Raw genomic sequence first — 23,455 nt, 5'->3', positions numbered from 1 at the left:
GCCCGCTACGTCAGCAGCTTCTCCATCCGGCGCAGCGCGAGCTCACAGACGGCCAGATAGGCGGGCGCCCAGCGCGGCACGCCGAGCGTGATCCGCGCCCCGTCGCCCTCCGGATCCACCCGGTGCCAGGTTGCCGGAATGCCGGCCACTTTCCAGGCCCAGCATCGGCCCTGTTCGAACTCGGTGACCGCGAACGGAACCCGTACCAGCAGCGCGGTCCGGACCGTGCCCGTCGCGCCGGCGGTCAGGCGCCTTCCGGGCTGGTCGAGTTGCGCCCCGTTGATCGACGGCCCCCACTGCGGCCAGGCGTCGAGGTCGACTAGCAGGTCCCATGCCGCCTGCGGTGGCGCGGCAACGAACCGATTCACACTGAACGTCATCGATCCAGGTTTCCCAATTGCCGGCTACCAACCCATCGATCCCGGAATTCCCTTGAACGGGCCGACGATCCAGCTGGTGATCCATCCCCCGTAGAACCCGCCGGGCTGCGGAATCACCTCTTCGCCGTTAACCGTGCAGCGGTCCACCTGGGCGGCCATCACCGCGATCGCGTTCGCGATCGGCGCGAACCCGGCGGTGGGCCGCTGATAGGTCCAGGCCGCGCGCGGAGCCACCCGCGCGGGGGTCACCAGGTCGAAGTAGCTGGCCTGGCCTTTCCATTCGCACCAGGACGAACCGTCGGCCGGCCGCAGCACACCCTCCGCGAAGGCTTCCCGGGGCAGGTAGTAGGTCGGCGGATGGCTGGTCTCCAGTACCCGCCAGGCGCGCTGGGTCGACGCGATCTGCTGACCACCCAATTCGATGGTGATGGAACCGGTGAAGTCTTCCAGCCGTGGCGGGCGGGGATAGTCCCAGACGGATTCCTGTCCCGGACCCGCAACGTCGGGCTTCGGCCAACGACTCATTAGGTACCTCCGCGCTCGGCTGACGCCCGACGAACTTCATTGTCCGCCGGGGCGCGGAGGAGCCTTCAGGCCACCAGCGCGTGATCCAGAGCCGCCGGTGCGCCCGAGCGCACCGCCGTCTGGCAGCGACGCGCCAGGGCACGCCGGTCGGCACCCGGTAGCTGCAGCGACTCGACGCGCACCCGCGCTACTGTGCGGCGTGCACAGACCACCCGGTAGACCGAGCTCAGCAGGGTGTCTCGGCCGACGTAGGCCGGTGCCGTCGACATCCGCCCGTCCAGGTGGTGGTAAGTCAGGCGCAGCGGCTGCACCGGACGGCCCGCGTCGATAGCGGCCTGGAACATGGCCGGGTAGAAGCTGCCGAATCCCACGCCGCACCAGGTGGTGCCCTCCGGGAACGCCACCACCGTCTGGCCGGCCCGCAGTCGCCGGGCGACGGCGTCCACCACCGCGGGCAGCCGCCGCAGGCTGGTCCGCTCGATCGGAATGATCTTCAGGATCCGCGCGACGATGCCACTGGCGGGGCCGGTGAACATGTCCGCTCGCGCGACGAACGACCCCGGCAGTACCGCGCCGATCGCGAAGACGTCCAGCCACGAGACGTGGCTGCTCACCACGAGGACTCCGCTCAGATTTCGAATCGGATTGCCCGACACGGAGATTCGGACGCCGAGGCTGCGCAGCATCAGCCGGCAGTAGGCGCGCTGCAGGTGCGTGGAACCCGGCAGCGGGATGCCCAGCAACGGCAGGCCGGGGGCCAGCATCACGACCAGCGTGATGCGCAGCGCGGCGCGCAACCGCACCGCCGGCCCCGACACCGCCGCGGCGTCCAGGCAACCGACGTCACACGATGCGCGGGGCAGCCACGAGTGCCCACCCGGCGTGTTCACCGGGCATCGCCACTTGACCAGCCGCCCATTTCGGCGGCGGCCGACACCGACCGCAGCCGCTTGAGATAGCGGGTGTCGGCGTCGCTCTTGCCCAGCAGCACGCAGAAGTCGCCGACGCCGAAGTCCGGGTCGTGGGCGGGTTCGCCGCAGGCCCGCGCGCCGAGTCGCAGGTACCCCCGCATCAACGGCGGGACGCTAGGCCGGCTGGGCGGCGCGATGTCATCGAGCGCCACGCCGTCGACACGCACCGGTCGGTACGGTCGCACCCGGTACCGCGCCGGGTGCCGCTTGAGCACGAAGTCGCGCACGCCGCGGACCTGGCAGCCGGGCGCCTCTCCCCCGGTTTCGATCGGCACCGACACGCAGCCGGTCACGTAGTCGTAGTCGCAGCGATCCAGATAGGCCAGAATGCCCGCCCACATCAGCAGCACCACCCCGCCGTTGCGATGGCCGTCGCGCACCACCGCGCGCCCCATCTCCACCAGCGACGGCCGTAAAGCGTCGAAGTCCCGGACGTCGAATTCGGTTGCCGTGTAGAGACCACCGGCGGCGATGGCGCCCGACGGCGGCAGCATGCGGTAGCAGCCGACCAGTTCGCCGGTGTCGTCATCGCGGACCAGGAGGTGGTCGCAGTACTCGTCGAAGCGGTCAACATCACGGCCGTCGACATGGGTGGGCAGGGCGAAACCGGGGGTGCTGCTGAACACGTCGTAGCGCAGGCGCTGTGCCGCTTCGATGAGGCTCGGATCGGTGGACAGCAACAGGGAATAGTGCGGTCCGGACGACGACCGTGTCGCCGGGCCACGTGGTTTGTCGCTGGGTATGAGAACGGATGCGATGCTCATGGCACCAACGTGGCGCAGGCGGTCAGCTAACCGGCATCGGCCCGCTGACGTGTCGATGCACGTCAGATGACGAATCAGACGAAAACGGCCCCGCAGGTTAACCCGCGGGGCCGTTCGCGTGAAGATCAGCCCTTGCGGGCCTTGACGCCCTCGGTCACCTGCGGGGTGACCTTGAACAGGTCGCCGACCACGCCGTAGTCGGCGATCTCGAAGATCGGTGCTTCTTCGTCCTTGTTCACCGCGACGATGGTCTTCGACGTCTGCATGCCGGCCCGGTGCTGGATGGCTCCGGAGATGCCCAGCGCGATGTACAGCTGCGGCGAGACCGTCTTGCCGGTCTGGCCCACCTGGAACTGCCCCGGGTAGTAGCCGGAGTCCACCGCGGCACGGGAAGCGCCGACGGCGCCGCCCAGCGAGTCGGCCAGCTCCTCGACCACGCTGAAGTTCTCCGCGCTGCCCACGCCGCGGCCACCGGACACCACGACGCTGGCCTCCGTCAGCTCGGGGCGGTCGCCGGCCACGGCCGGCTCGCGGGAGGTGATCTTGGTCGCGTTCTCGCCCTGGGCCGGAACCTCGACGTTGACCTGCTCGCCGGCGCCGGCCTTGGGCTCGGCGTCGATGGCGCCGCCGCGGACCGTGATCACCGGGGTGTCCCCGTTGACCTGGGACTCGACGGTGTAGGCGCCACCGAAGATCGAGTGCAGGGCCTTGTTGCCCTCCCGTACCTCGACCACGTCGACCAGCAGACCCGACCCGATGCGCGCGGCCAGCCGGCCGGCGATCTCCTTGCCGTCGGCGTTGGCCGCCAGCAGCACCGCCGCGGGCGCGTTGGACTCGGCCAGCGAGGCCAGCACGTCGACGTACGGCGTGATCAGGTAGTTCTCCGCCACGTCGGACTCGGCGACGTAGATCTTCTCGGCGCCGGCCTCTTTGAGGCCGTCCACCAGCGGTGCGGCGGTGCCGGACGCACCGACGACGACGGCGGCCGGCTCGCCAAGGGCACGTGCCGCAGTGATCAATTCAGAAGTGACCTTCTTCAGGGCCCCTTCGGCGTGCTCGACGAGCACCAGAACTTCAGCCATGGGTTATTCGCTCTCTAAGTCTGTCTGTGTGTCGGATTCGCGCTCAGATGATCTTCTGGCCAACCAGGTACTTGACGATCTCGCTGCCGCCCTCGCCCTCGTCGGTGACCTTCTCACCGGCCGTCTTCGGCGGCTTCGGCGTGGAGGTCAGCACCGACGACCCGGCGTTGTCCAGGCCCACCTCGTCGGCCTCGACGCCGATCTCGGCCAGCGTCAGGACGGTCACTTCCTTCTTCTTCGCGGCCATGATGCCCTTGAAGGACGGGAAGCGGGGCTCGTTGATCTTCTCGGTGACGCTGACCACGGCGGGCAGCGACGCCTCGAGGCTGAACAGGCCGTCGTCGGTTTCGCGCTCGGCCGTGATCTTGCCGCCCTCGACGGACAGCTTGCGCACGTGGGTGAGCTGCGGCAGGCCCAGGTACTCGGCGATGATCGCCGGCACCGCGCCGCCCGAGCCGTCAGTGGACTCGTTCCCGGCGATCACCAGCTCGGTGCCTTCGATGGTGCCCAGTGCGCGGGCCAGCGCCCACGCGGTCTGCACCACGCACGAGCCGTGCAGGCCGTCGTCCTTGAGGTGGACGGCCTTGTCGGCGCCCATGGAGAGGGCTTTGCGGATCGCCTCGGTGGCGCGCTCGGGGCCGGCGGTCAGCACGGTGACCGACCCTTCGCCACCCTCCCGCTCCCGGATCTGCAGCGCTTCTTCCACGGCGCGCTCGTTGATCTCGTCCAGGACCGCGTCAGCGGCCTCGCGGTCGAGCGTCCAGTCGCCGTCGGAGAGCTTGCGCTCCGACCAGGTGTCCGGAACCTGCTTGATCAGGACCACGATGTTCGTCATGAGTGTGGTTCGTCCTCCTCGAAGGAGTCCCACAGCGCTCGGCTGAGGGACCTCGGTAACACGTTTCTTGACCGCATACGCCATGTTACTAGTGGGTAACTTCTCGCGGTCTGCCATCCCACCATAGCGGGTGCTTACTGGGACGATTGCCCTGGGCTGCCCCCTTGATCCCCCGTCCGGTTCGCGAATCAGAGGCCAGGCATTAGCCTGCCTTAACAATGAGTGCAATCGTCCCCAATACTCCGGACCGGATCGACGCCACGGTCGATCCGGGGTTGACGCTGACAGGCGAGCGCACCATCCCTGACCTCGACATCGAGAACTACTGGTTCCGTCGACACGAGGTGGTCTACCAGCGCCTGGCTCCGCGCTGCGCGGACCGCGACGTCTTGGAGGCCGGCTGTGGTGAGGGTTACGGCGCAGACCTGATCGCCGGGGTGGCGCGCCGGGTGGTCGCCGTCGACTACGACGAGTCCGCCGTCGCCCACGTCCGCAGCCGCTACCCCCGGGTCGAGGTGCTGCACGCCAACCTGACCGAGCTGCCACTGCCCGACGCGTCGGTGGACGTCGTGGTGAATTTCCAGGTCATCGAGCATCTGTGGGACCAGGGCCAATTCATCCGGGAGTGCGCGCGGGTGCTGCGGCCCGCGGGCCTGCTGATGGTGTCGACGCCCAACCGGATCACCTTCTCCCCCGGCCGCGACACCCCGATCAACCCGTTCCACACCCGCGAACTCAACGCCGACGAGCTCACCGAGCTGCTGGTCGACGGGGGTTTCGAAGAGGCGGCTGTGCTCGGTTTGTTTCATGGCCCGCGCCTGCGGGAGATGGATGCCCGCCACGGCGGCTCCATCATCGACGCGCAAATCGAGCGGGCGGTGGCCGATGCGCCCTGGTCACCGGAGTTGGTGGCCGACGTCGCGGCGGTGGCCACGGCCGACTTCGACCTCCTGGATCGGGCGGTGTGTGATATCGACGACAGCCTGGATCTGGTCGCGATCGCGGTGCGCAATTGACCAGTTCACCCGACCGGGTGCCCGGCATGTTCACGTTGGTGCTGCACACGCACCTGCCCTGGCTGGCCCATCACGGTCGCTGGCCGGTCGGAGAGGAATGGCTCTACCAGTCCTGGGCGGCGGCCTACCTGCCGCTTTTCCGGGTGCTGCGCGCGCTGGCCGACGAGGACCGCCGCGGGTTGCTCACCCTGGGCATGACGCCGGTGGTCAACGCTCAACTCGACGACCCGTACTGCCTGGACGGCATGTACCACTGGCTGGCCAACTGGCGGCTGCGCGCGGCCGAGGCTGCCAGCGTGCGCACGCTGCCGAAGTCGAAGTCGTCCGGTTATCTGTCCTGCACGCCGGAAGCGTTGCGGGCCTTCGGCATTCGTGAATGCCAGGAAGCCGATCAGGCGCTCGAGGACTTCGCCACGCTGTGGCGGCACGGCGGCAGCCCGCTACTGCGGGGTCTGATCGACGACGGCACCGTGGAGTTGCTGGGCGGGCCGCTCGCCCATCCGTTCCAGCCGCTGCTGGCTCCGCGGCTGCGGGAGTTCGCCCTGCGCGAGGGCCTGGCCGACGCACGGTTGCGACTGTCGCACGAACCCACCGGGATCTGGGCGCCCGAGTGCGCCTATGCCCCCGGCATGGAGCACGACTATGCCGCGGCCGGCGTCAGCCACTTCATGGTCGACGGGCCATCGCTGCACGGCGACACCGCGCTGGGCCGCCCGGTCGGCACCAGCGCAGTGGTCGCGTTCGGGCGTGACCTGCAGGTCAGTTACCGCGTGTGGTCGCCCAAGTCGGGCTACCCCGGGCACGCCGCCTACCGCGATTTCCACACCTACGACCACCTGACCGGGCTCAAGCCCGCCCGCGTCACCGGCCGCAACGTGGGGTCCGACGGCAAGGCCCCGTATGACCCTCAACGCGCCGATCACGCCGTCGACGTCCACGTCGCCGACTTCGTCGAGGTGGTCCGCAACCGGCTGGCCTCGGAGTCCGAACGGATCGGCCGGCCCGCGCACGTGGTGGCCGCGTTCGACACCGAACTGTTCGGGCACTGGTGGTACGAGGGCCCGACCTGGCTGGCACGCGTGCTGCGGGCACTGCCCGAGGCCGGTGTCCAGGTCGGGACGCTGCGCGACGCGATGTCGGCCGGATTCGTCGGGACGCCCGTCGAGTTGCCGCCCAGCTCCTGGGGTTCCGGCAAGGACTGGCAGGTATGGAACGGCGAGCAGGTGGCCGACCTGGTGCAGCTCAACTCCGAGGTGGTCGACACGGCGCTGACCACCGTGGACAAGGCGCTGGCCCAGACGGCGTCGCTGGACGGGCCCATCCCCCGCGATCACGTCGCCGATCAGATCCTGCGCGAGACGCTGCTCACGGTGTCGAGCGATTGGCCGTTCATGGTCAGCAAGGACTCCGCCGCCGACTACGCGCGCTACCGCGCCCATCTGCACGCCCACGCCACCCGGGAGATCGCCGGGGCGCTGGCGTCGGGCCGCCGCGACACCGCGCAACGACTCGCGCAAGGCTGGAACCGGGCCGACGGCCTGTTCGGCGCCCTCGACGCCCGGAGATTGCCCAAGTGAGCGCCTTGTCACAGGCAGGGCCGCACAGCTCCGCCGCACCCCTCAACCCCGCCGAGCGCCCGCATGTCGCCACCGACACGCCGCCAAACCTGACAATTTGCGGTCGCTCGCGCCCAGCCGCACCCCACGCCTCCGCCGAGCGTGCACAGATTGCCGGCGACACGCCGCTGACGATGGCATTCTGCGCACCCTCGCGCCCAGCCGCGCCCCACACATCCGCCCAGGCGCGGCCATGAAGATCCTGATGATCTCGTGGGAGTACCCGCCGGTGGTCATCGGCGGCCTCGGCCGGCACGTACACCACTTGTCCACCGCGCTCGCCGAGGCCGGCCATGAGGTCGTCGTGCTGTCCCGCCGGCCCACCGGCACCGATCCCAGCACCCATCCGACGTCGGATGAGGTGCACGACGGCGTGCGGGTGATCGCCGCCGCACAGGATCCGCATGAGTTCACCTTTGGCACCGACATGATGGCCTGGACGCTGGCCATGGGCCACGCCATGATCCGCGCCGGCCTGTCGATCACCGGCGGCCGCCGGCCGTGGCGCCCCGACGTGGTGCACGCCCACGACTGGCTGGTGGCACATCCCGCCCTCGCGCTCGCTGAATTCTATGACGTGCCAATCGTTTCCACGATTCATGCGACGGAAGCCGGACGGCATTCCGGCTGGGTCAGCGGGGCGATCAGCCGGCAGGTGCACGCGGTCGAGTCGTGGCTGGTGCGCGAATCCGATTCGCTCATCACGTGTTCGGCGTCGATGCGCGAGGAAATTACCGAACTTTTCGGCCCCGGTCTGTCCGAGACCACGGTGATCCGCAACGGCATCGACGCGGCACGCTGGCCCTTCGCCGACCGCCGTCCACGCACCGGCCCGGCAGAACTCCTTTACGTCGGACGGCTGGAGTACGAGAAGGGCGTGCACGACGCGATCGCCGCACTACCCCGGATCAGGCGCGCCCACCCCGGCACCACCCTGACCGTCGCCGGCGACGGCACCCAGCAGGACTGGCTCGTCGAGCAGGCCCGTAAACACAAGGTGCGCAAGGCAACCCACTTCGTCGGGCATCTCCACCATGACGAGCTACTGGCCGCGCTGCACCGGGCCGACGCCGCGGTGCTGCCCAGCCACTACGAGCCGTTCGGGCTGGCCGCACTGGAGGCCGCCGCGGCCGGCATCCCGCTGGTCACGTCCAACACCGGCGGCCTGGGCGAAGCCGTGATCAACGGCGTCACCGGAATGTCGTTCGCCCCCCGCGACGTGGCCGGACTGGCCGCCGCCGCCAACTCGGCGCTCGCCGACCCGGCCGCGGCCCAGCGCCGGGCCCGCGCCGCCCGGGAGCGGCTGACGTCAGACTTCGACTGGCAGACCGTGGCACACGAGACGGCGCAGGTCTATCTGGCCGCCAAACGCCGTGAGCGCCAACCGCAGCCGCGACGGCCGGTCGTCGAGCACGCGCTGCCGGACCGTTAGTCCAGCCCGACCGCGTCGGCGCAGTACCGCCACATCCGCGCCAATTCCTCATCGCTGTACCAGGTCGTCGGCAGGTAGTGCTGCGGGCGCGGCCGTCGGTCGTGCCAGAAAAGTCCGGTGGGCGGTGCCGGTTTGGTCGCGGCCAGCCAGACCGCGGTGTCGGCGCCCTCCTCGGCGGTGCGCAGCAGCGGGCCGGTGAGGCGCCGGAAGCCGGGCAGCGAGGACGCCACTCCCGGGGTGTCCGCCCACCCGGGGTGCATCGAATAGACCCGGATGCCGGCCCAGCGGCGGGCCAGGATCGACGTGAACGCCACCTGAATCCGCTTGCTGCGGGCATAGGCAATGGCGCCGCGGTAACGCCCCGCCCGGTATTCCGGGTCCTCGACCGGCAACTGCTGGGTGTACATCCCGCCCGACGACATCAGGATTACCCGCGGATCGCTGGACGCGCGCAGCAACGGCAGCAGACCCTCGGTCAACAGCAGCGGGCCCAGCACATGGGTGGCCAGCGTGACCTCATGTCCCTCGCTCGTCTCGGCGCGCTGAGCGGGCAGCAGCCCCGCGTTGTGGATCAGGATGTCCAGCCCCGCCATTCGCCCGGCCAGATCCGCGGCGAACGCGCGCACCCCGGCCAGGTCCGACATGTCACACACCTCGACGCGAATATCGGCATCGGGGTTGCCGGCGATGATCTCGGCACGCGCCTGTTCCCCCTTCGCGCCGTCGCGCACCGTCAGCAGCACGGTCGCACCCAGCCCGGCCAACCCGGCGGCGATGGCTTTGCCGATGCCGCGGTTGGCGCCGGTGACCAGCGCCGTGCGTCCGCGCAGGGCGCCGGTCTGCACATCATCCGGCCACTCGAGGGTCCGGAGGCGATATCCGATCCGGGTATAGCCCGGCACCACCGCCCGGTCCAACACGGCGTCGAACAGCGAAACGATTCCGTCGCGAACACCCATGCAGACAAGAATGCCGCACCGGCGCACCGTCTCTTCGGTCGGTAACGTCACATGCATGGGCCTGACTTATTCGAGCGTTATCGACGCGCCGCGCGACGAGGTGTTCGCCTGGCACACTCGCCCCGGCGCCTTCGCCCGGCTTTCGCCGCCTTGGTCGCCGATGCGGCTCGTCAGCGAGGCCGAGTCGCTCAAGGACGGCCGTGCCATCCTCGGCCTGCCGGGCGGCCTGCGCTGGGTGGCCCAGCATCAGCCGGATTCCTATGATCCGCCAAGGCGTTTCGTCGATGTGCTCAGCAGCGACGGACTGGCTTCGCTGCCCCCGCGAATCATCGGACACTGGCGGCACACCCACGATTTCGAAGAAGTCGGCGCAGGGCAGACCCGCGTCATCGACCGGGTGGACACGCCGGTGCCAGAGCGCGCGCTGCGTCCGATGTTCGTCTACCGGCACCGCCAGCTGGCCGATGACCTGGCCGCGCACCGGCGGGCGGCCGAGAACGGACTCAAGCCTTCCACCGTCGCCGTCACGGGTTCCTCAGGATTGGTCGGCACCGCCCTGACCGCGTTCCTGAGCACCGGCGGCCACCGCGTCATTCGACTGGTCCGCGGCGCGGCGCAGAGCCCCGACGAGCGCCAGTGGAATACCGACGACCCCGATCCGGACCTACTGGCCGGGGTGGACGCGGTCATCCATCTCGCAGGCGCCTCGATCGCCGGACGATTCACCGAAAAGCATCGAAAAGCCATCCGGGACAGCCGGATCGGGCCCACGCGACGACTGGCCGAACTGGTGGCCCGCACCGGAACGCCCGTGCTGATCTCCGCCTCGGCCATCGGGTTCTACGGGTACGACCGGGGCGACGAGCCCCTCACCGAAGACAGCGTGCGCGGCGACGGCTTCCTGGCCGACGTGGTGGCCGACTGGGAGGACGCCGCCGCGCCGGCCGAGCAGGCCGGAGCCCGGGTGGTCAAGGTGCGCACCGGCATTGTCCAGTCCCCCGCGGGGGGCACGCTGCAGCTGATGCGGCTGCTGTTCAGCGCCGGCCTCGGCGGCCGGCTCGGCAACGGCCGGCAATGGTTCTCCTGGATCGGAATCGACGACCTGGTCGATATCTATCACCGCGCGTGGTGGGACGGCGAACTGTCCGGGCCGGTCAATGCCGTTGCCCCGCAACCGGTTCGGAATACCGACTACACCCGAACGCTCGCCGGTGTGTTGCACCGGCCGGCGATCCTGCCGGTTCCGTCGCTGGGCCCACGGGTCCTGCTCGGCGCCCAGGGCGCGCGGGAACTCGCGTTGGCGAATCAGCGGGTGACACCTGCCCGGCTGACGAATCTGGGTCACTCGTTCCGCCAGCCCGATCTCGAATCCGCGTTGCGGCACCTGCTCGGGCGCAGCGGCTAGTTACGGCACCGGTCGGGTGGTGACCGGTCCGTGCGACACGTCGCGCATCAGCGCGGTGCGCAGCGAGCGCGGCCACAGCACCGGACTGGGCATTCCCTTGTCGTGCAGCAATCCGTCCATCAGGTCGGCGAAAGCGTCCAGCGACGACCACCGCGGCGTCCAGCCCAGCTCCTGACGCGCCCGCTCGGTGGCCAGCAGCGGCGCGGAGAACGCCATGTCCAACCAGCCCCGGTCGATCGGCTGCAGCCGGGCCCGCCAGGTCGCCTGCACCAGCGGGCCGAGCAGCCCAGCCGGCACATGAATGGCTTTGGCGCCCAGCGCATCAGCGATGTCATCTCGGGTCACCGCCGGTTCAGCGGCCAGATTGAACGGCCCCAGCGCACGCCGCTCGATCGCCCGCACACACGCGTCCGCCACATCGTCGGCGTGAACCATGGACACCTTGAAGGACCGGTCCAGCGGCAGCACCGGTAGCCAGCGCAACCACCCCGGATCTATGTAGGCGGGCAGCGTATAGCGGCGCAGACCGGCGGCGGCATTGCGCTGCAAAATCAAACCCGGGCGCAGCCTGGTGATTCCCACACCGTCGGAGTGCGTCGCCTCGTAGTCGTCGAGCAGATTCTCCGCGGCCGACTTCGCCCTGCTGTACGTCGACGTGCACAGGCCCGCGGTCGACCACGACTCGTCCACCTTCTCGCCGTAGCGGCCAGGTGCATACGCGCCGAGGGACGACATGTGCACCAGATGAGGTACCCCGGCGCCGTGCGCCGCGCCCAGCACCGCGGAGGTGCCGCGGATGCCGACCTCGTACAGATAGCGCGCGTTGCGGGTGGGCTGAAACCCCCAGGCCAGGTGCACCACGCAGTCGACGTCACGAAAGATGTTGCGCAGCTTGGCTTCCGCATCGTTGTCAGCGACATCCAGCTGATGCCACTCGACATGCCGATACACGTCCTGCGGCGACGGCTGACGCCGCGCAATTCCGACGACCTCATAATCGGCATCGGCGACCGCGCGCAACAGCGCAGTGCCCACATTGCCGCTGGCGCCCGTGACGGCTATCCGCCGGGTCACTGCCGGCCACCGTGGTCGTGGGCCTCCCGGCCGCCACGGCTGCGCGCATAGGCGCTCGCGCGGAGATCGGCCAGCCATCCCGGGAACAGCTTCACCCCGGGCGCGGTGTTGAGTACCGGATCGAACGAGACATCCTGTCCCGGGGGCAGTTCGACCACCTTCGTCAACGAAAGCCGGCCCAGCTCGCGGAAATCGGAGCTACCGCAGGCCTGGTCCAGCGTGACGTCGACGCCGCCGTTCTGGATGCGCTGCTCGATGTCGTCGAGCGAGAGGCCGGCCCCGTCGAGTCCGGTGTCGATTCGGGCGCGCAGCCACCACTTCTTCCCGTCGTAACTGAGCGGCATCAGGGTGGTCATGTCATGTCCGGACCATGAGGTGACCGGCCGCAGCGCCACCGCCCGGGTCACCACCCCTGATCCGGCCGACACCAGCAGGATGTCCCACGGCCCGGATCCGGTGTCGACGCGCAGGGCAAGTCCCATGAAATCCGGAAGTCCACCCGGCGTACCGGTCGCCTTGGAGAATCGAGCGACCACATCGGAGGTGGGAATCGGCAGACCCTCTCCATCAGGAGCGACGCGCTGAAGGGAACCTTTCGCCACGACTCCGAGGGGATGAAAGAACCGCTTACCCCGGACGGCGGAACCCCACTGGAAGGGCAGGGCGACAAGATCAGAAACATTCACCGGCGGCGGGTTCCCTTTCTCTGCACAGGAAAACTTCTCCGCTCGGGAAAACCCGCTTGAACCGAATCGAGCTCTGCTACGTGTGCTCAATAGTCGGCGGCCGACCCGTACGACTGGCGGTCTACACAATCATTCAGTAAGTTAACGATTAAATAAATGAAGATAATAGTCCTACCTGCCCACCGCCACCAGCCCGTGGTTTGGCATCTCGTCGAGGGGGTACCAACGCGTGAATCCGAGCCGTCCGATGTCAGCGGCCGACGCCGATTTCGAGGGAGTCTTCGAGGGAGCCAACGTGGGAGATGTGCGTGGATTCCCGCGGGTGGCCCTTGCCGAAGCCGCACGCAAAGGCCCAGCGGCCCTGTCTGCCACCGACCAGTTCGACGACTGGCGGATCAGCCTAAGACGGGCCGTGCTGGCCGAGGTCGAAGCGTTCGTCTTGGCGCGCTGCACCGACACACTGGGTGACTGTGGCGTCGACACCGCCGGTGAAGTCCTGCTCGAGTTCGTCAAGGGCGGCAAATGCCTCCGGTCGACCTTCATGTACCTGGGCTGGCTGTCCGGTGCGCCGCCCAGCGAAGCTGCCCTGTCAGCCACCGCCAGCTTAGAATTACTGCACGCTTTCGCACTGCTGCAGGACGATGTGATGGACGACTCGCCGTCGCGGCGCGGGTTGCCGGCCGCGCACATCCAGTTCGAGCGCTGGCACCGCCAGCGCGGCCTGTCCGGCTCGTCGAGGCGGTTCGGCGAATCCGCCGCGGTGCTGCTCGGCGATCTGTGCCTGATCTGGGCCGAACAGATGCTGCGCGACTGTGGCCTGAGCCGTCATCAGCTGCACCGGGCCTGGCCGCGCTACGACGCGATGCGCACCGAGCTGGCGGTCGGCCAGTTCGCCGACCTCACCCTGGACGTTCGCAAACTGCCGACCCTGGATGCGGTGCTCAACGTCGCACGTCTGAAGTCCGGCAACTACACGGTGCGCCGGCCACTCGAGATCGGCGCCGCGATGGCCGGCTGCAGCGAGCACACTCTGGCACGGCTGGGTGAATACGGCAGTGCCGTCGGCGAGGCCTTCCAACTGCGCGACGACATCCTCGGCGTCTTCGGGTCGCCGGGCACCACCGGCAAGCCGAACGGCGGCGATCTCCTGGAACGCAAGGCGACCAGCTTGATGGTCGCGGCGTACGAGCTGGCCGACAAGTCGACGCGACGGGAATTCGGGAAGCTGGTCGATCGCGACCATCTCACCGATGAGGACCTGGAGCATTGGCGCTCTTTGATTTTCGCGACAGGCGCCGTGCAGCGGATCGAGGAACTCATCACCGACCGCGTGGAGATCGCCCAGAAAGCGTTGGACAGCAGCGGAATCGACGGCCCCATCAGTGGCGCGCTGGCCAGTATGGCCGGCGTGTGCACCAAGCGGGCCGCATGATCGCACGGGAGGAATGCTGATGCGTACGGTAGGCGGCCGGACCGATCGGGTCGTCGTGGTGGGTGCCGGGCTTTCCGGGCTCGCGGCGGCGCTGCACCTGGCCGGTCGGGGGCGGGAAGTCACGGTGGTCGAGCGTGAACCGTGGCCGGGAGGTCGTGCGGGTCGCCGCGACATCGGTGGCTACCTGATCGACACCGGCCCGACGGTGCTCACCATGCCCGACCTCATCGAGGAGGCCTTCGCCGCGGTCGGCGAATCAATGGCGCAGCGCCTCGATCTGTTGCCGGTTGACCCGGCCTATCGGGCCATGTTCGCCGACGGCGCCGCCCTCGACGTCCACACCGACGCCGAGCGGATGGCAGCCTCGGTGCGGGAGTTCGCCGGGCCGCAGGCTGCCGACGGCTACCGCTCGTTGCGAGATTGGCTGGACCGGCTCTACCGAATAGAGTTCGACGGCTTCATCGCGGCGAACTTCGACTCACCCCTTTCGATGGTCACCCCGCAGTTGGCCCGGCTTGCCGGTATCGGCGGTTTCCGGCGCTGGGAGACGATGGTCAAGCGCTACATCAGCGACCCGAGGCTGCGGCGGGTTTTCACCTTCCAGGCCCTTTATGCCGGGGTCGCTCCCCAGGACGCGCTGGCCGTGTACGCGGTGATCGCCTACATGGACACGGTGTCCGGTGTGTTCTTCCCGCGCGGCGGTGTGCGGGCGCTACCCGACGCGCTGGCCGCGGCGGCCCAGGATGCCGGGGTGCAGTTCCGGTACGGGTCCACGGTCACATCGCTGGAGCGCAGCGGCGAGCGCGTCAACGCGGTGATCACCGCCCAGGGTGACCGCATCGCCTGCGACGCGGTGGTGCTGACCACCGAGTTGCCGCTGACGTACGAACTGCTGGGCCGACGGCCCAGGCGCCCGCTGAAGCTGCGCGCGGCCCCGTCGGCCGTGGTGATGCACGTGGGTTGCCGCGCCATCGAACCACCGCCGGCCCACCACACCATCCTTTTCGGCGACGCGTGGGACCAGACGTTCACCGACATCATCCGCGACGGCCGGCTGATGCGGGATCCGTCACTGCTGGTGACACGCCCGACGGCCAGCGATCCCGGCCTCGCCCCGGCCGGACGCGATCTGCTCTACGTGCTGGCGCCGGCGCCCAACCTCGACCGCGGTCACATCGACTGGTCGAACACGGCCGGCCCCTACGCTGCGACCATGCTGGAGGCGGTGGAACAGCGACTGTTGCCGGGCCTGCGCGATGATGCCGAGGTGCTGCACGTGGACACCCCCGCAGACTGGGCCCGGGCCGGCATGGCCGCGGGCACCCCGTTCGCCCTGGCGCACACCTTCGCCCAGACCGGTCCGTTCCGGCCCGCGAACCTGGTGCGCGGCATCGATAACGCGGTGCTGGCCGGGTCGTCGACCACGCCCGGTGTGGGGGTGCCGACCACTCTGATCTCCGGGCGGTTGGCCGCCGACCGCGTCACCGGGGTGCCGGACCGCATTTCCACGCAGCTGGATCTGAAAGCACGGCTGCCATGATCCGCGCCGAACTCGACGCCGCCGGGATCGACGATCCCGACTTGCGTGCCGCCTATCGCAGTTGCCGAAAGATCGCGGCACAGAACGGCCGCACGTATTTCCTGGCGACCCGGCTGCTGGCTCCCGACCAGCGTCCGGCGATCCATGCGCTGTACGCCTTCGCCCGCCTCGCCGATGACATTCTCGACGAGTTCAACCCGAACCTGGACGCCGCGGCGCGGGCTGATCGGCTGCAGGTGCTGTCCGACCGCTTCTTCGCCGGCGGCGCGCAGCGTGACGAGCCGGTGCTGACGGCGGTCGACCACACGGTGCACCGGTACCAGATTGCGTCCGAGTTGTTCGTGGACTTCCTGGACTCCATGCGCATGGATCTGACCGTCACCGCCTATCCGGATCGCGCCGCCCTCAATCAGTACATGCGGGGGTCCGCGGAAGTCATTGGTCTGCAAGTGCTTCCGATACTCGGCACGGTCGGTGACCCAGGCGAAGCGGCGCCGTACGCCGAAGCGCTGGGCCGCGCGTTCCAGTTGACGAACTTCCTGCGGGACGTCGACGAAGACCTGTTGCGCGACCGGATCTATCTGCCGGCCGATGAACTCGCCGCGCACGGCGTGGACCGCGAGCTGATGCTGTGGTGTCATATGCACCGCCGCACCGACGCGCGGGTCCGGGACGCACTGGCCGAGCAGCACAAGATCACCCGCGAGATCTACCGGTTCGCCGCTGACGGGATCCCGTTGCTGGCGCCGCGGTCACGCCCGTGCGTGACCACAGCGTTGACGCTCTACTCGGAGATTCTGGACCGCATCGAGGACAGCGAGTTCGCCGTCTTCAGCCACCGCGCCACGGTCGGAAAGGCGCGCCGCATTCAGGTGGCCGGCAGCGCTCTGTTCGAGGCCTGGCGCATCCGCCGATCCGTGCCCGATCACCGGAAACCCGGTGCCGCGTGAGCGACCACTGGCAATATCTGATCGTCCTGGGCCTGTGCCTGCTGATCACATTGCCGCTCGAACTGTTCGGCAAGGGTGTGTACCGCCAACCGGGCCGTCTGCTGCGTGCGGTGGTGCCATTCGCGGCCGTGTTCCTGGTATGGGATGCCATCGCGATCGCCGCCGGAATATGGTGGTACAACAGCGAATACATCACCGGCATCGAGTTGCCGCCTCGCATACCCATCGAGGAGGTGCTGTTCTTCGTGGTGATTCCCATCTGCGGGCTGCTCACCTACAGCGCGGTGAGCACAATCCTCGCCTGGAGCAGACGCCGATGACCGGATTGGGCTACACCGTTCCGGCCGTGGTGTCGGTGCTGGCGGTGTGCGCACTGGAGTTCACGGTGTTGCGCACCGGCCTGTTCCGGAAGCTGGCTTACTGGCTGTCGATGGTGATCGTGCTGGGCTTCCAGGTTCCGGTCGACGGCTGGCTGACCAAGCTCAGTGCCCCGGTGGTCATCTACGACGAACGGCAGACCAGCGGTCTGCGCTTTCCCTTCGACATTCCGGTTGAGGACTTCCTGTTCGGCTTCGCGCTGGTGACCGGGGTCCTACTGCTGTGGGAGTATCAACGTGTACGGCGGTGATGATGGATAAAGCAGGTCTTGCCCGCGGCGACGTTCCGGACGCATTCGACGTCGGCGCCGACGCCTACGACCGCCTGGTGGGCGCCAACCCCGGCTATCACAGCAATCTACGACGTTCGGTGCAGCGTATGGCTTTACCGGACAACGGTCGCGGCCTGCGACTGCTCGATGCCGGTTGTGGCACCGGCGCGTCGACGGCCGCGCTGCTGGCGGCGGCTCCCGAGGCCGAGATCATCGCCGTCGACGCCTCAGCCGGCATGCTCGAGGCGGCGCGCGCCAAGTCGTGGCCGGAGTCGGTGCGGTTCGTGCACACCCCCATCGAAGATCTCGCCGAGCACGGCATCACCGGCCCGTTCGACGCCATTCTCGCGGCCTACCTGCTGCGCAACCTCGCCGACCCGGACGCTCAACTGCGCGCCTTCGGCGGACTGTTGCGGCCGGGCGGAACGCTGGCGGTGCACGAGTACTCCGTGCGCGATTCCGCTGCCGCCGTGCGTATTTGGCACGCGGTGTGCTGGGGGATCATCATTCCGTCGGGCTGGTTGCGGACCCGGAGCACCACCCTGTACCGCCACTTGTGGCGCAGCGTGCTGAGTTTCGACGGGGCGCAGCGGTTCCGCCGGCGGATGTCCGATGCCGGATTCACATCGGTACGCAGCGAAACCATGCCAGGCTGGGAACGCAACATCGTCCATACCTTTATCGGGGAGGTACCGCGATGACCAACAGCCGGACCGACCGCCGCCGCGAACGGCACGTGGCCACACCCGGACTGGCCGACGCCACAGCACTGTCCTCGCGCCCGCGCGTGGTGGTCGTCGGGGCCGGGATTGCCGGCCTGGCGGCCGCCACCGGACTCGCCGAACGCGGTGTCGACGTCGAAGTGGTGGAGAAAGAGCTTTATCTCGGCGGGCGGGTCGGTGGCTGGACCGAACAGGAAGACGGCGCCGACCTGCCGATGAACCGCGGGTTCCACGCCTTCTTCCGTCAGTACTACAACCTGCGGGCGCTGTTGAGCCGCGTCGATCCGCAGCTGCGCATGCTGACACCGGTCACCGATTACCCGTTGATCGACGGCGCGGGCCGGCGCGACACCTTCCGCGGGCTGCCCCGCACGCCACCCTGGAACGCGCTGGTGTTCGCGCTGCGCAGCCCGACGTTCCGGCTCTCCGACCTGGCCCGCATCGACGCCAAGGCGTCCGCGCCGCTGGCGGCGGTCTCGGTTCCCGAGATCTATCACCAGCTGGACCACATCGACGCCGAAACGTTCCTCAAGAGCATCAATTTTCCGGAGTCGGCGCGTCATCTCGCCTTCGAGGTGTTCTCCCGCAGCTTCTTCGCCGAGCCGACGCAGCTGTCCGCCGGTGAACTTGCGACGATGTTCCACATCTACTTCCTCGGCTCCAGCGAGGGGCTGATCTTCGACGTCGCGAACGCCAATTTCGATGTCGGCCTGTGGAATCCGTTGCGGGAGTACCTGAGCGAGCGCGGCGTCCGGTTCCGTTCGGGCACCCCGGTGCAGCGCGTCGAAAGCGTCTCGAGTGCCGAAGGCAAATTCGCGGTGCACACCGAAGACGGCGCGCTGTCCGCCGACGCCGTGGTGCTGGCGCTGGACGTCGGCGGACTGCAACAGGTCGTGGCCGCGTCTCCCGAACTCGGTAACGACCTGTGGCGCGCCCAGATACGACGACTGCGCACCGCGCCTTCGTTCGTGGTGCACCGGCTGTGGCTCGACCGCCCGGTCCGGCCGGACCGGGCGCCGTTCCTGGGCACCGCGGGCCATCCCCCGCTCGACAACATCAGCGTGCTGGAGCGCTACGAGGCCGAGGCCGCCGCCTGGGCCCGCCAGACCGGCGGCTCCGTCGTCGAATTGCACTCGTACGCAATGGATTCCGCAACTCCCAGCGACGCGGCAATCGAGCAGTTGCACAAGCTCTACCCGGAGACCGCTGCTGCCAACGTGATTCAGGAACGGGTGCTGCGCCGCAGCGACTGCCCGTTGTTCACCCCGGGCACCTACACCCGGCGCCCGACCGTGGCGACGCCACAATCCGGCCTGGTGCTGGCCGGTGACGGCATCCGGGTGGACCTGCCGGTCGCGTTGATGGAACGCGCCGCCACCACCGGCTGGGTGGCCGCCAACCAGTTACTCTCCCGATGGGGGGTGTCTGGTCACGATCTGTTCACCGTTCCCACCCGGGGCCGGTCCGTGTTGTTGAGATCGCTTGCGCTTCGTCAAATTCGAAGCCAGATTCGAGGCCAAATTCGAGGCCAGATTCGAGAGCGGGCATGAGCGTCAGCGAGCAGTTCCGCGACCGGTGGCCCAAAGACTGGCCGCTGCAACTAGTTCCGCGCGCGGCGTGGACGCAGCAGCGCCCCACCTACGGTCAGGCCCAGCCGGCGATCATCAACGCCGCCCTGGAACGGTCGCAGCGCCGGCCCACCGGTAACTGGTACGTGTTCGCGGCCAGCACCGACGTGCGGCCCGGCCGGCCACTCGGCGCTCGCGTGGCCGGCGTCGAACTCGTCGCCTGGCGCGATCGGCTCGGCCACCTGACGGTGGGTCCGGCGAGTTGCCCCCACCTGGGCGCGGACCTGGCCACCGGCACGGTCGCCGACGGAGTGTTGTTCTGTCGCTGGCACGGGCTCGCCCTGGACGGCAAATCCTGCAAGCTGGGCTGGGCCACGTTGCCGAGTTACGACGACGGCGTGCTGGCGTGGGTGCGACTGGACGCGGTCGGCGGCGAAACGCCGCTGGACGTGCCGGTCATCCCCGACCGGCCCACCGGGACCACGCTGCCCGCCGTCGCCCGCGTCGACGGCACCTGCGAACCGCAGGACATCATCGCCAACCGCCTCGACCCCTGGCACGGCGGCTGGTTCCACCCCTACTCGTTCACCCGACTCGAGGTACTCACCACCCCGACCGAGGAAGACGACCGGTTCGTCGTCTCGGTCACCTTCCGGGTCGGCCGTTTCGGGGTGCCGACCATCGCCGAGTTCACCTGCCCCGAGGCGCGCACCATCGTGATGCGCATCGTCGAAGGCGAGGGTGCCGGCAGCGTCGTCGAAACCCACGCCACCCCAATCGGTCCCGGCCCCGACGGGCAACCCCGCGTCGCCGTCATCGAAGCCGTCGTCGCGCATTCGCAGCGCCCCGGATTCAGGGCGGCACTGTCGGTGGCACCCCTGGTGACGCCGCTGATGCGGTACGCGGCCAACCGACTGTGGCGCGACGACCTAGCCTACGCCGAACGCCGGTACCGGCTGCGCAGCGGCGGCTGAGCATCGCCGTTCAGTCCTCTAGGCTGAATCAGCGATGAAGAGAAGATATTTCGCCCTTGTCGTGGCCACCGTGGCCGCGCACTTCGCCTACCTGGCGTATCTGCCGAGCGGTGGTTTCCTGGCATTGCGCTGGCGGCGCACCTTCTGGCTGCACGTCCCGACCGTCTGCTGGGGGGCCGCGGTGGTGGCACTGGACCTGCAGTGCCCGTTGACGTCACTGGAGGATTGGGCACGCGCCCGGGCCGGCATGGGCACTCTGCCGGACAACGGGTTCATCGGCCGTTACGTCGACGGCGGCGTCCTGCCGGCCAACCGCACCGGAACCGCTCAGGCGCTGGCATTCACCGCCGCCGGGCTTTCCTGGATCGCGTTACTGATCCAGGGACGGCGGGTACCCGCCTGAGAAACGACGGGAGCGAACTCAATTGAGCGACGACAATCTGCGCAAAGGCGACAAGGTCGAGTGGCAGAGCCACGGCAACACCGTCAAAGGCGAGGTGGAACGCAAGATCACTTCGGACACCGAGGCGGCCGGGCGTACCGTGCGGGCGTCCAAGGATGACCCGCAGTATCAGGTCCGCAGTGACAAGACCGGCAAAGACGCGGTGCACAAGCCTGATGCGCTGAAGAAGAGCTGACGATCGGCCATGGCCTCCAGCACGGACGAGACCACGTGGAAGGAATTTCACGAACGCGTCAACATGACCGCGGGCGAGCTTGAGAAGTGGCTCGAGACAGAGCAATCGCACGATGTCGGCCAGAAGAGCGGAAACAGCGAATCCACCGGCCACGCCAGTGGCAGGCGCATCGTCGCGATCCTGCGGTCCAAGCGCGCCGACCTCGGCGACGACGATTACGCCCACATGCGCAAAGTGACCGGTTACACCAAGCGGCACCTCGCCCAGCGCCCCAACGGCGACGTCAGCGACACGGCATGGTGTTATTCACTGATGAACTGGGGTCACGACCCGACCAAACGGTGAAGCCGCGCGACCGGCTGACGCACGCATGAGCGATCACGCCGTACTCTGAGTGGTTGATGAAGGGGTGCGGGTAAGTGACCAAGCGTGGCGGGGACGAATCGCCGCCGAGGCGGACGGAGCTGGAGAGGCAACTCTCGGCCGACATTCGCGCCATCACCGCCCGTTCCGACCGCGTCGGACGGCATTACGCCCGCGTCAATGACGTCAGCAACAGCGACTTCCACGCCCTGCTGCACATCATGGTGGCCGAGACCGCGGGCCAACCGTTGACCCTGGCTCAGCTGCGGCAGCGCATGGACGTGTCGCCGCCGGCCATCACCTACCTGGTCGACCGGATGATCGAGGCGGGTCACATCCGGCGCGAACCCGACCCCGAGGACCGGCGCAAATGGCTGCTGCGCTACGAGACGCGCGGCATGACGCTGGCACACACGTTCTTCACCCCACTCGGAACGCATATCCGTGAGGCGCTGGCCGAGATGCCGGACAAGGACCTGGTGGCAGCTCACCGGGTCTTCCTGGCGATGATCGACGCGATGGCCAAGTTCGAGGACCAGCTGGCCGTCCCGGAGCACCACGAGGAATCAGCGGAACTCGGTCGGGGTTCGTCGTCGCCGGGCAGGCGGCGTCAGGGAGCCGCCCGGTCTGACACGCGGGGGCGCTGAGAGCAACCGCTGCTCGATCAGATCCGCACCTCGCGCCACTCCCCCGGTCGCGCCGAATCCATCGGCAACCCGGCGAGCTCCGCCCGTCATGGTCGCCGCTTTCAGCACCGCGGCCCGCAACCGCGCCGGCGTGAGCCGCTTGGGCGGTAGCCGGGTGCCGCAGCCGGCCACCTCGACACGGCGCGCCACCTCGCCCTGGTCCCGCGCGAACGGCACCACGCAGACCGGGACGCCACGGTTGAGCGCCTTCACCGTGGTTCCCATTCCGCCGTGTGTGACGACACACACAGCCCGCTCGAGCACCGGGCCGTGTGGCAGGAATTGGCACACCGTCGAGTTCGGCGTCCGGGGCAGGCCGGCGGGCACCCCGGCCGGAAATGTCGCGATGACGTGAACGGGTTCCTCAGCGAGCGCTTGCAGCGCAACATGACCCAGCTTGGCGTCGGCCTGGGCGATCGAGGATGTGCTCACCAGCACGATCGGCCGGTCGATGGCGTCCAGCCAGTCCGGCACCGCGGAAGGGGTCTGCTCGGCTACGCACGCGCCGATGAACTGCACGGCATCGCCCCAGTCGGGGTGCGGGTATTCGAACGGCTCGCCTCCGACCGCCAGCAGCAGCGGCGCCCGCCGCATCAACTCGTCGACCGAGTGGATCAGCGGCGCACCCAGTTCGGCGCGAAGGGCGTTGATCCGCGGCAACATCGGGCGGTCGAAAAGGTAAGTGACGAAGGGCCGCATCGAGGCGTCACGGACGCGCCCGATGAGCCCGGGCAGCGGTCGCAACCCGGGCCCGAACGGTGGCGCCGACTGGGAACGCAGGTACGGCGTGAACGGTGAGAACACGGTCCACGGCAGCCCGGCGACGTCGGCAGCCGAGATCGCGCCCCAACAGTTCGCGTCGACGATGACAGCGTCGGGCGCTGCCTCGGTGATCGCGCACCGGAAATCATCCACCTCCAGCACGGCCCGCCGGCAGAGCACGTCGATGGACCGCTTGAGAACACCTAAAGCGTTGTGCGCCAGCCAATCATCTCCGACGATGGCCTCGATCCGTGGGTCGACCGCTTCGGTGTGCACGCCGACCGAACGCATCCGGTCGACCTCGCTGCTCATCGTTCGCAGGTGAACCTGGTGGCCGCGCGCGGTCAGCTCCGCCAGCAGCGCGGCCATCGGGTAGAGATGACCCAGTGCGGGCGAACCGTAACCCAGAATCACCGCCATGCGTCC

At 68.7% G+C, this 23,455-nt stretch carries 26 protein-coding genes; 16 read left to right on the top strand and 10 right to left on the bottom strand.

Annotated features, from left to right (window positions below; all coding sequences use genetic code 11):
• Positions 1–5 precede the first annotated feature (5 nt).
• From C0J29_RS09830 to C0J29_RS09805, 6 genes are all read right to left on the bottom strand, one after another.
• The gene (locus C0J29_RS09830; RefSeq protein WP_120792196.1) at positions 6–380 is read right to left on the bottom strand and encodes an SRPBCC family protein; all 375 of its coding nucleotides are present in this window, start codon (positions 378–380) and stop codon (positions 6–8) included.
• Positions 381–404: 24 nt separating this feature from the next.
• Complete coding sequence (locus tag C0J29_RS09825; protein WP_120792195.1) at positions 405–905, bottom strand: DUF427 domain-containing protein; 501 nt, start codon at positions 903–905, stop codon at positions 405–407.
• A gap of 65 nt (positions 906–970) precedes the next feature.
• A complete protein-coding gene (locus C0J29_RS09820) occupies positions 971–1,795 on the bottom strand; it encodes a lysophospholipid acyltransferase family protein (RefSeq protein ID WP_065164639.1) in 825 nt (274 codons plus the stop codon).
• The gene (locus C0J29_RS09815) at positions 1,792–2,640 is read right to left on the bottom strand and encodes a GNAT family N-acetyltransferase (protein ID WP_120792194.1); all 849 of its coding nucleotides are present in this window, start codon (positions 2,638–2,640) and stop codon (positions 1,792–1,794) included. The genes C0J29_RS09820 and C0J29_RS09815 overlap by 4 nt, the downstream gene beginning before the upstream one ends.
• A gap of 125 nt (positions 2,641–2,765) precedes the next feature.
• Positions 2,766–3,722: an electron transfer flavoprotein subunit alpha/FixB family protein gene (locus tag C0J29_RS09810; RefSeq protein WP_065047960.1), complete on the bottom strand. Its 957-nt coding sequence runs from the start codon at positions 3,720–3,722 to the stop codon at positions 2,766–2,768.
• A 43-nt stretch (positions 3,723–3,765) separates the two neighbouring features.
• Positions 3,766–4,557 (bottom strand): electron transfer flavoprotein subunit beta/FixA family protein, encoded by a 792-nt coding sequence (locus tag C0J29_RS09805; protein WP_065047959.1) that lies wholly within the window; start codon positions 4,555–4,557, stop codon positions 3,766–3,768.
• Between the two features lie 218 nt (positions 4,558–4,775).
• Between C0J29_RS09805 and C0J29_RS09800 the strand changes: the two genes are divergently transcribed.
• From C0J29_RS09800 to C0J29_RS09790, 3 genes are all read left to right on the top strand, one after another.
• Positions 4,776–5,573, top strand: a complete 798-nt coding sequence (locus C0J29_RS09800) for a class I SAM-dependent methyltransferase (RefSeq protein WP_120792193.1) — start codon at positions 4,776–4,778, stop codon at positions 5,571–5,573.
• A 26-nt stretch (positions 5,574–5,599) separates the two neighbouring features.
• A complete protein-coding gene (locus tag C0J29_RS09795; protein ID WP_120792192.1) occupies positions 5,600–7,150 on the top strand; it encodes a 1,4-alpha-glucan branching protein domain-containing protein in 1,551 nt (516 codons plus the stop codon).
• Positions 7,151–7,382: 232 nt separating this feature from the next.
• Entirely contained in the window at positions 7,383–8,621 is a 1,239-nt protein-coding gene (locus C0J29_RS09790; protein ID WP_120792191.1) for a glycosyltransferase family 4 protein, read from the top strand.
• On the opposite strand, the gene C0J29_RS09785 is transcribed toward C0J29_RS09790, so the two are convergent.
• Positions 8,618–9,580, bottom strand: a complete 963-nt coding sequence (locus tag C0J29_RS09785) for an SDR family NAD(P)-dependent oxidoreductase (protein ID WP_120794655.1) — start codon at positions 9,578–9,580, stop codon at positions 8,618–8,620. The genes C0J29_RS09790 and C0J29_RS09785 overlap by 4 nt on opposite strands.
• 55 nt (positions 9,581–9,635) lie before the next feature.
• Here C0J29_RS09785 and C0J29_RS09780 point away from each other — a divergent pair, with 55 nt between their 5' ends.
• Positions 9,636–10,985 carry a TIGR01777 family oxidoreductase gene (locus tag C0J29_RS09780; RefSeq protein ID WP_120792190.1) on the top strand — a complete coding sequence of 450 codons (1,350 nt, stop codon included), beginning with the start codon at positions 9,636–9,638 and terminating at the stop codon, positions 10,983–10,985.
• On the opposite strand, the gene C0J29_RS09775 is transcribed toward C0J29_RS09780, so the two are convergent.
• Both C0J29_RS09775 and C0J29_RS09770 read right to left on the bottom strand, forming a co-directional pair.
• Positions 10,986–12,059, bottom strand: coding sequence for an NAD-dependent epimerase/dehydratase family protein (locus C0J29_RS09775; RefSeq protein ID WP_120792189.1), 1,074 nt, complete (start codon positions 12,057–12,059; stop codon positions 10,986–10,988).
• Positions 12,056–12,745, bottom strand: coding sequence for a phosphodiesterase (locus tag C0J29_RS09770; RefSeq protein WP_120792188.1), 690 nt, complete (start codon positions 12,743–12,745; stop codon positions 12,056–12,058). The genes C0J29_RS09775 and C0J29_RS09770 overlap by 4 nt, the downstream gene beginning before the upstream one ends.
• 304 nt (positions 12,746–13,049) lie before the next feature.
• On the opposite strand from C0J29_RS09770, the gene C0J29_RS09765 reads away from it, so the two are divergent.
• The 12 genes from C0J29_RS09765 (at position 13,050) to C0J29_RS09710 (ending at position 22,228) form a co-directional block, all read left to right on the top strand.
• On the top strand, positions 13,050–14,177 hold the full coding sequence (locus C0J29_RS09765; RefSeq protein WP_371872484.1) for a polyprenyl synthetase family protein: 1,128 nt from the start codon (positions 13,050–13,052) through the stop codon (positions 14,175–14,177).
• 19 nt (positions 14,178–14,196) lie between these two features.
• A complete protein-coding gene (crtI, locus tag C0J29_RS09760) occupies positions 14,197–15,717 on the top strand; it encodes a phytoene desaturase family protein (protein ID WP_120794654.1) in 1,521 nt (506 codons plus the stop codon).
• Positions 15,714–16,667: a phytoene/squalene synthase family protein gene (locus C0J29_RS09755; RefSeq protein ID WP_120792186.1), complete on the top strand. Its 954-nt coding sequence runs from the start codon at positions 15,714–15,716 to the stop codon at positions 16,665–16,667. Before crtI ends, C0J29_RS09755 begins: the two co-directional genes overlap by 4 nt.
• Complete coding sequence (locus C0J29_RS09750) at positions 16,664–16,987, top strand: lycopene cyclase domain-containing protein (RefSeq protein WP_065047945.1); 324 nt, start codon at positions 16,664–16,666, stop codon at positions 16,985–16,987. The genes C0J29_RS09755 and C0J29_RS09750 overlap by 4 nt, the downstream gene beginning before the upstream one ends.
• On the top strand, positions 16,984–17,295 hold the full coding sequence (locus C0J29_RS09745) for a lycopene cyclase domain-containing protein (protein WP_065047943.1): 312 nt from the start codon (positions 16,984–16,986) through the stop codon (positions 17,293–17,295). The genes C0J29_RS09750 and C0J29_RS09745 overlap by 4 nt, the downstream gene beginning before the upstream one ends.
• 2 nt (positions 17,296–17,297) lie before the next feature.
• On the top strand, positions 17,298–18,017 hold the full coding sequence (locus tag C0J29_RS09740) for a class I SAM-dependent methyltransferase (RefSeq protein ID WP_242460404.1): 720 nt from the start codon (positions 17,298–17,300) through the stop codon (positions 18,015–18,017).
• Complete coding sequence (locus C0J29_RS09735; RefSeq protein ID WP_120792184.1) at positions 18,014–19,588, top strand: FAD-dependent oxidoreductase; 1,575 nt, start codon at positions 18,014–18,016, stop codon at positions 19,586–19,588. The genes C0J29_RS09740 and C0J29_RS09735 overlap by 4 nt, the downstream gene beginning before the upstream one ends.
• Entirely contained in the window at positions 19,585–20,580 is a 996-nt protein-coding gene (locus C0J29_RS09730) for a Rieske (2Fe-2S) protein (RefSeq protein ID WP_120792183.1), read from the top strand. Before C0J29_RS09735 ends, C0J29_RS09730 begins: the two co-directional genes overlap by 4 nt.
• Before the next feature lie 34 nt (positions 20,581–20,614).
• Positions 20,615–20,983 carry a DUF2784 domain-containing protein gene (locus C0J29_RS09725; RefSeq protein WP_065161599.1) on the top strand — a complete coding sequence of 123 codons (369 nt, stop codon included), beginning with the start codon at positions 20,615–20,617 and terminating at the stop codon, positions 20,981–20,983.
• 22 nt (positions 20,984–21,005) lie between these two features.
• The gene (locus C0J29_RS09720) at positions 21,006–21,218 is read left to right on the top strand and encodes a hypervirulence associated TUDOR domain-containing protein (RefSeq protein WP_065047932.1); all 213 of its coding nucleotides are present in this window, start codon (positions 21,006–21,008) and stop codon (positions 21,216–21,218) included.
• A gap of 9 nt (positions 21,219–21,227) precedes the next feature.
• Positions 21,228–21,563 carry a DUF3140 domain-containing protein gene (locus C0J29_RS09715; protein WP_120792182.1) on the top strand — a complete coding sequence of 112 codons (336 nt, stop codon included), beginning with the start codon at positions 21,228–21,230 and terminating at the stop codon, positions 21,561–21,563.
• A 74-nt stretch (positions 21,564–21,637) separates the two neighbouring features.
• Complete coding sequence (locus C0J29_RS09710) at positions 21,638–22,228, top strand: MarR family winged helix-turn-helix transcriptional regulator (protein WP_120792181.1); 591 nt, start codon at positions 21,638–21,640, stop codon at positions 22,226–22,228.
• Here C0J29_RS09710 and C0J29_RS09705 read toward each other — a convergent pair.
• A complete protein-coding gene (locus C0J29_RS09705) occupies positions 22,148–23,449 on the bottom strand; it encodes a glycosyltransferase (RefSeq protein ID WP_120792180.1) in 1,302 nt (433 codons plus the stop codon). The two genes, C0J29_RS09710 and C0J29_RS09705, sit on opposite strands and share 81 nt — an antisense overlap.
• Positions 23,450–23,455 lie beyond the last annotated feature (6 nt).

The organism is Mycobacterium paragordonae, from assembly GCF_003614435.1.
In the GTDB taxonomy this organism is placed as follows: domain Bacteria; phylum Actinomycetota; class Actinomycetes; order Mycobacteriales; family Mycobacteriaceae; genus Mycobacterium; species Mycobacterium paragordonae.
Note: the sequence above shows the minus strand (reverse complement) of the source record. Positions and strands in the feature narration are given on the sequence as shown.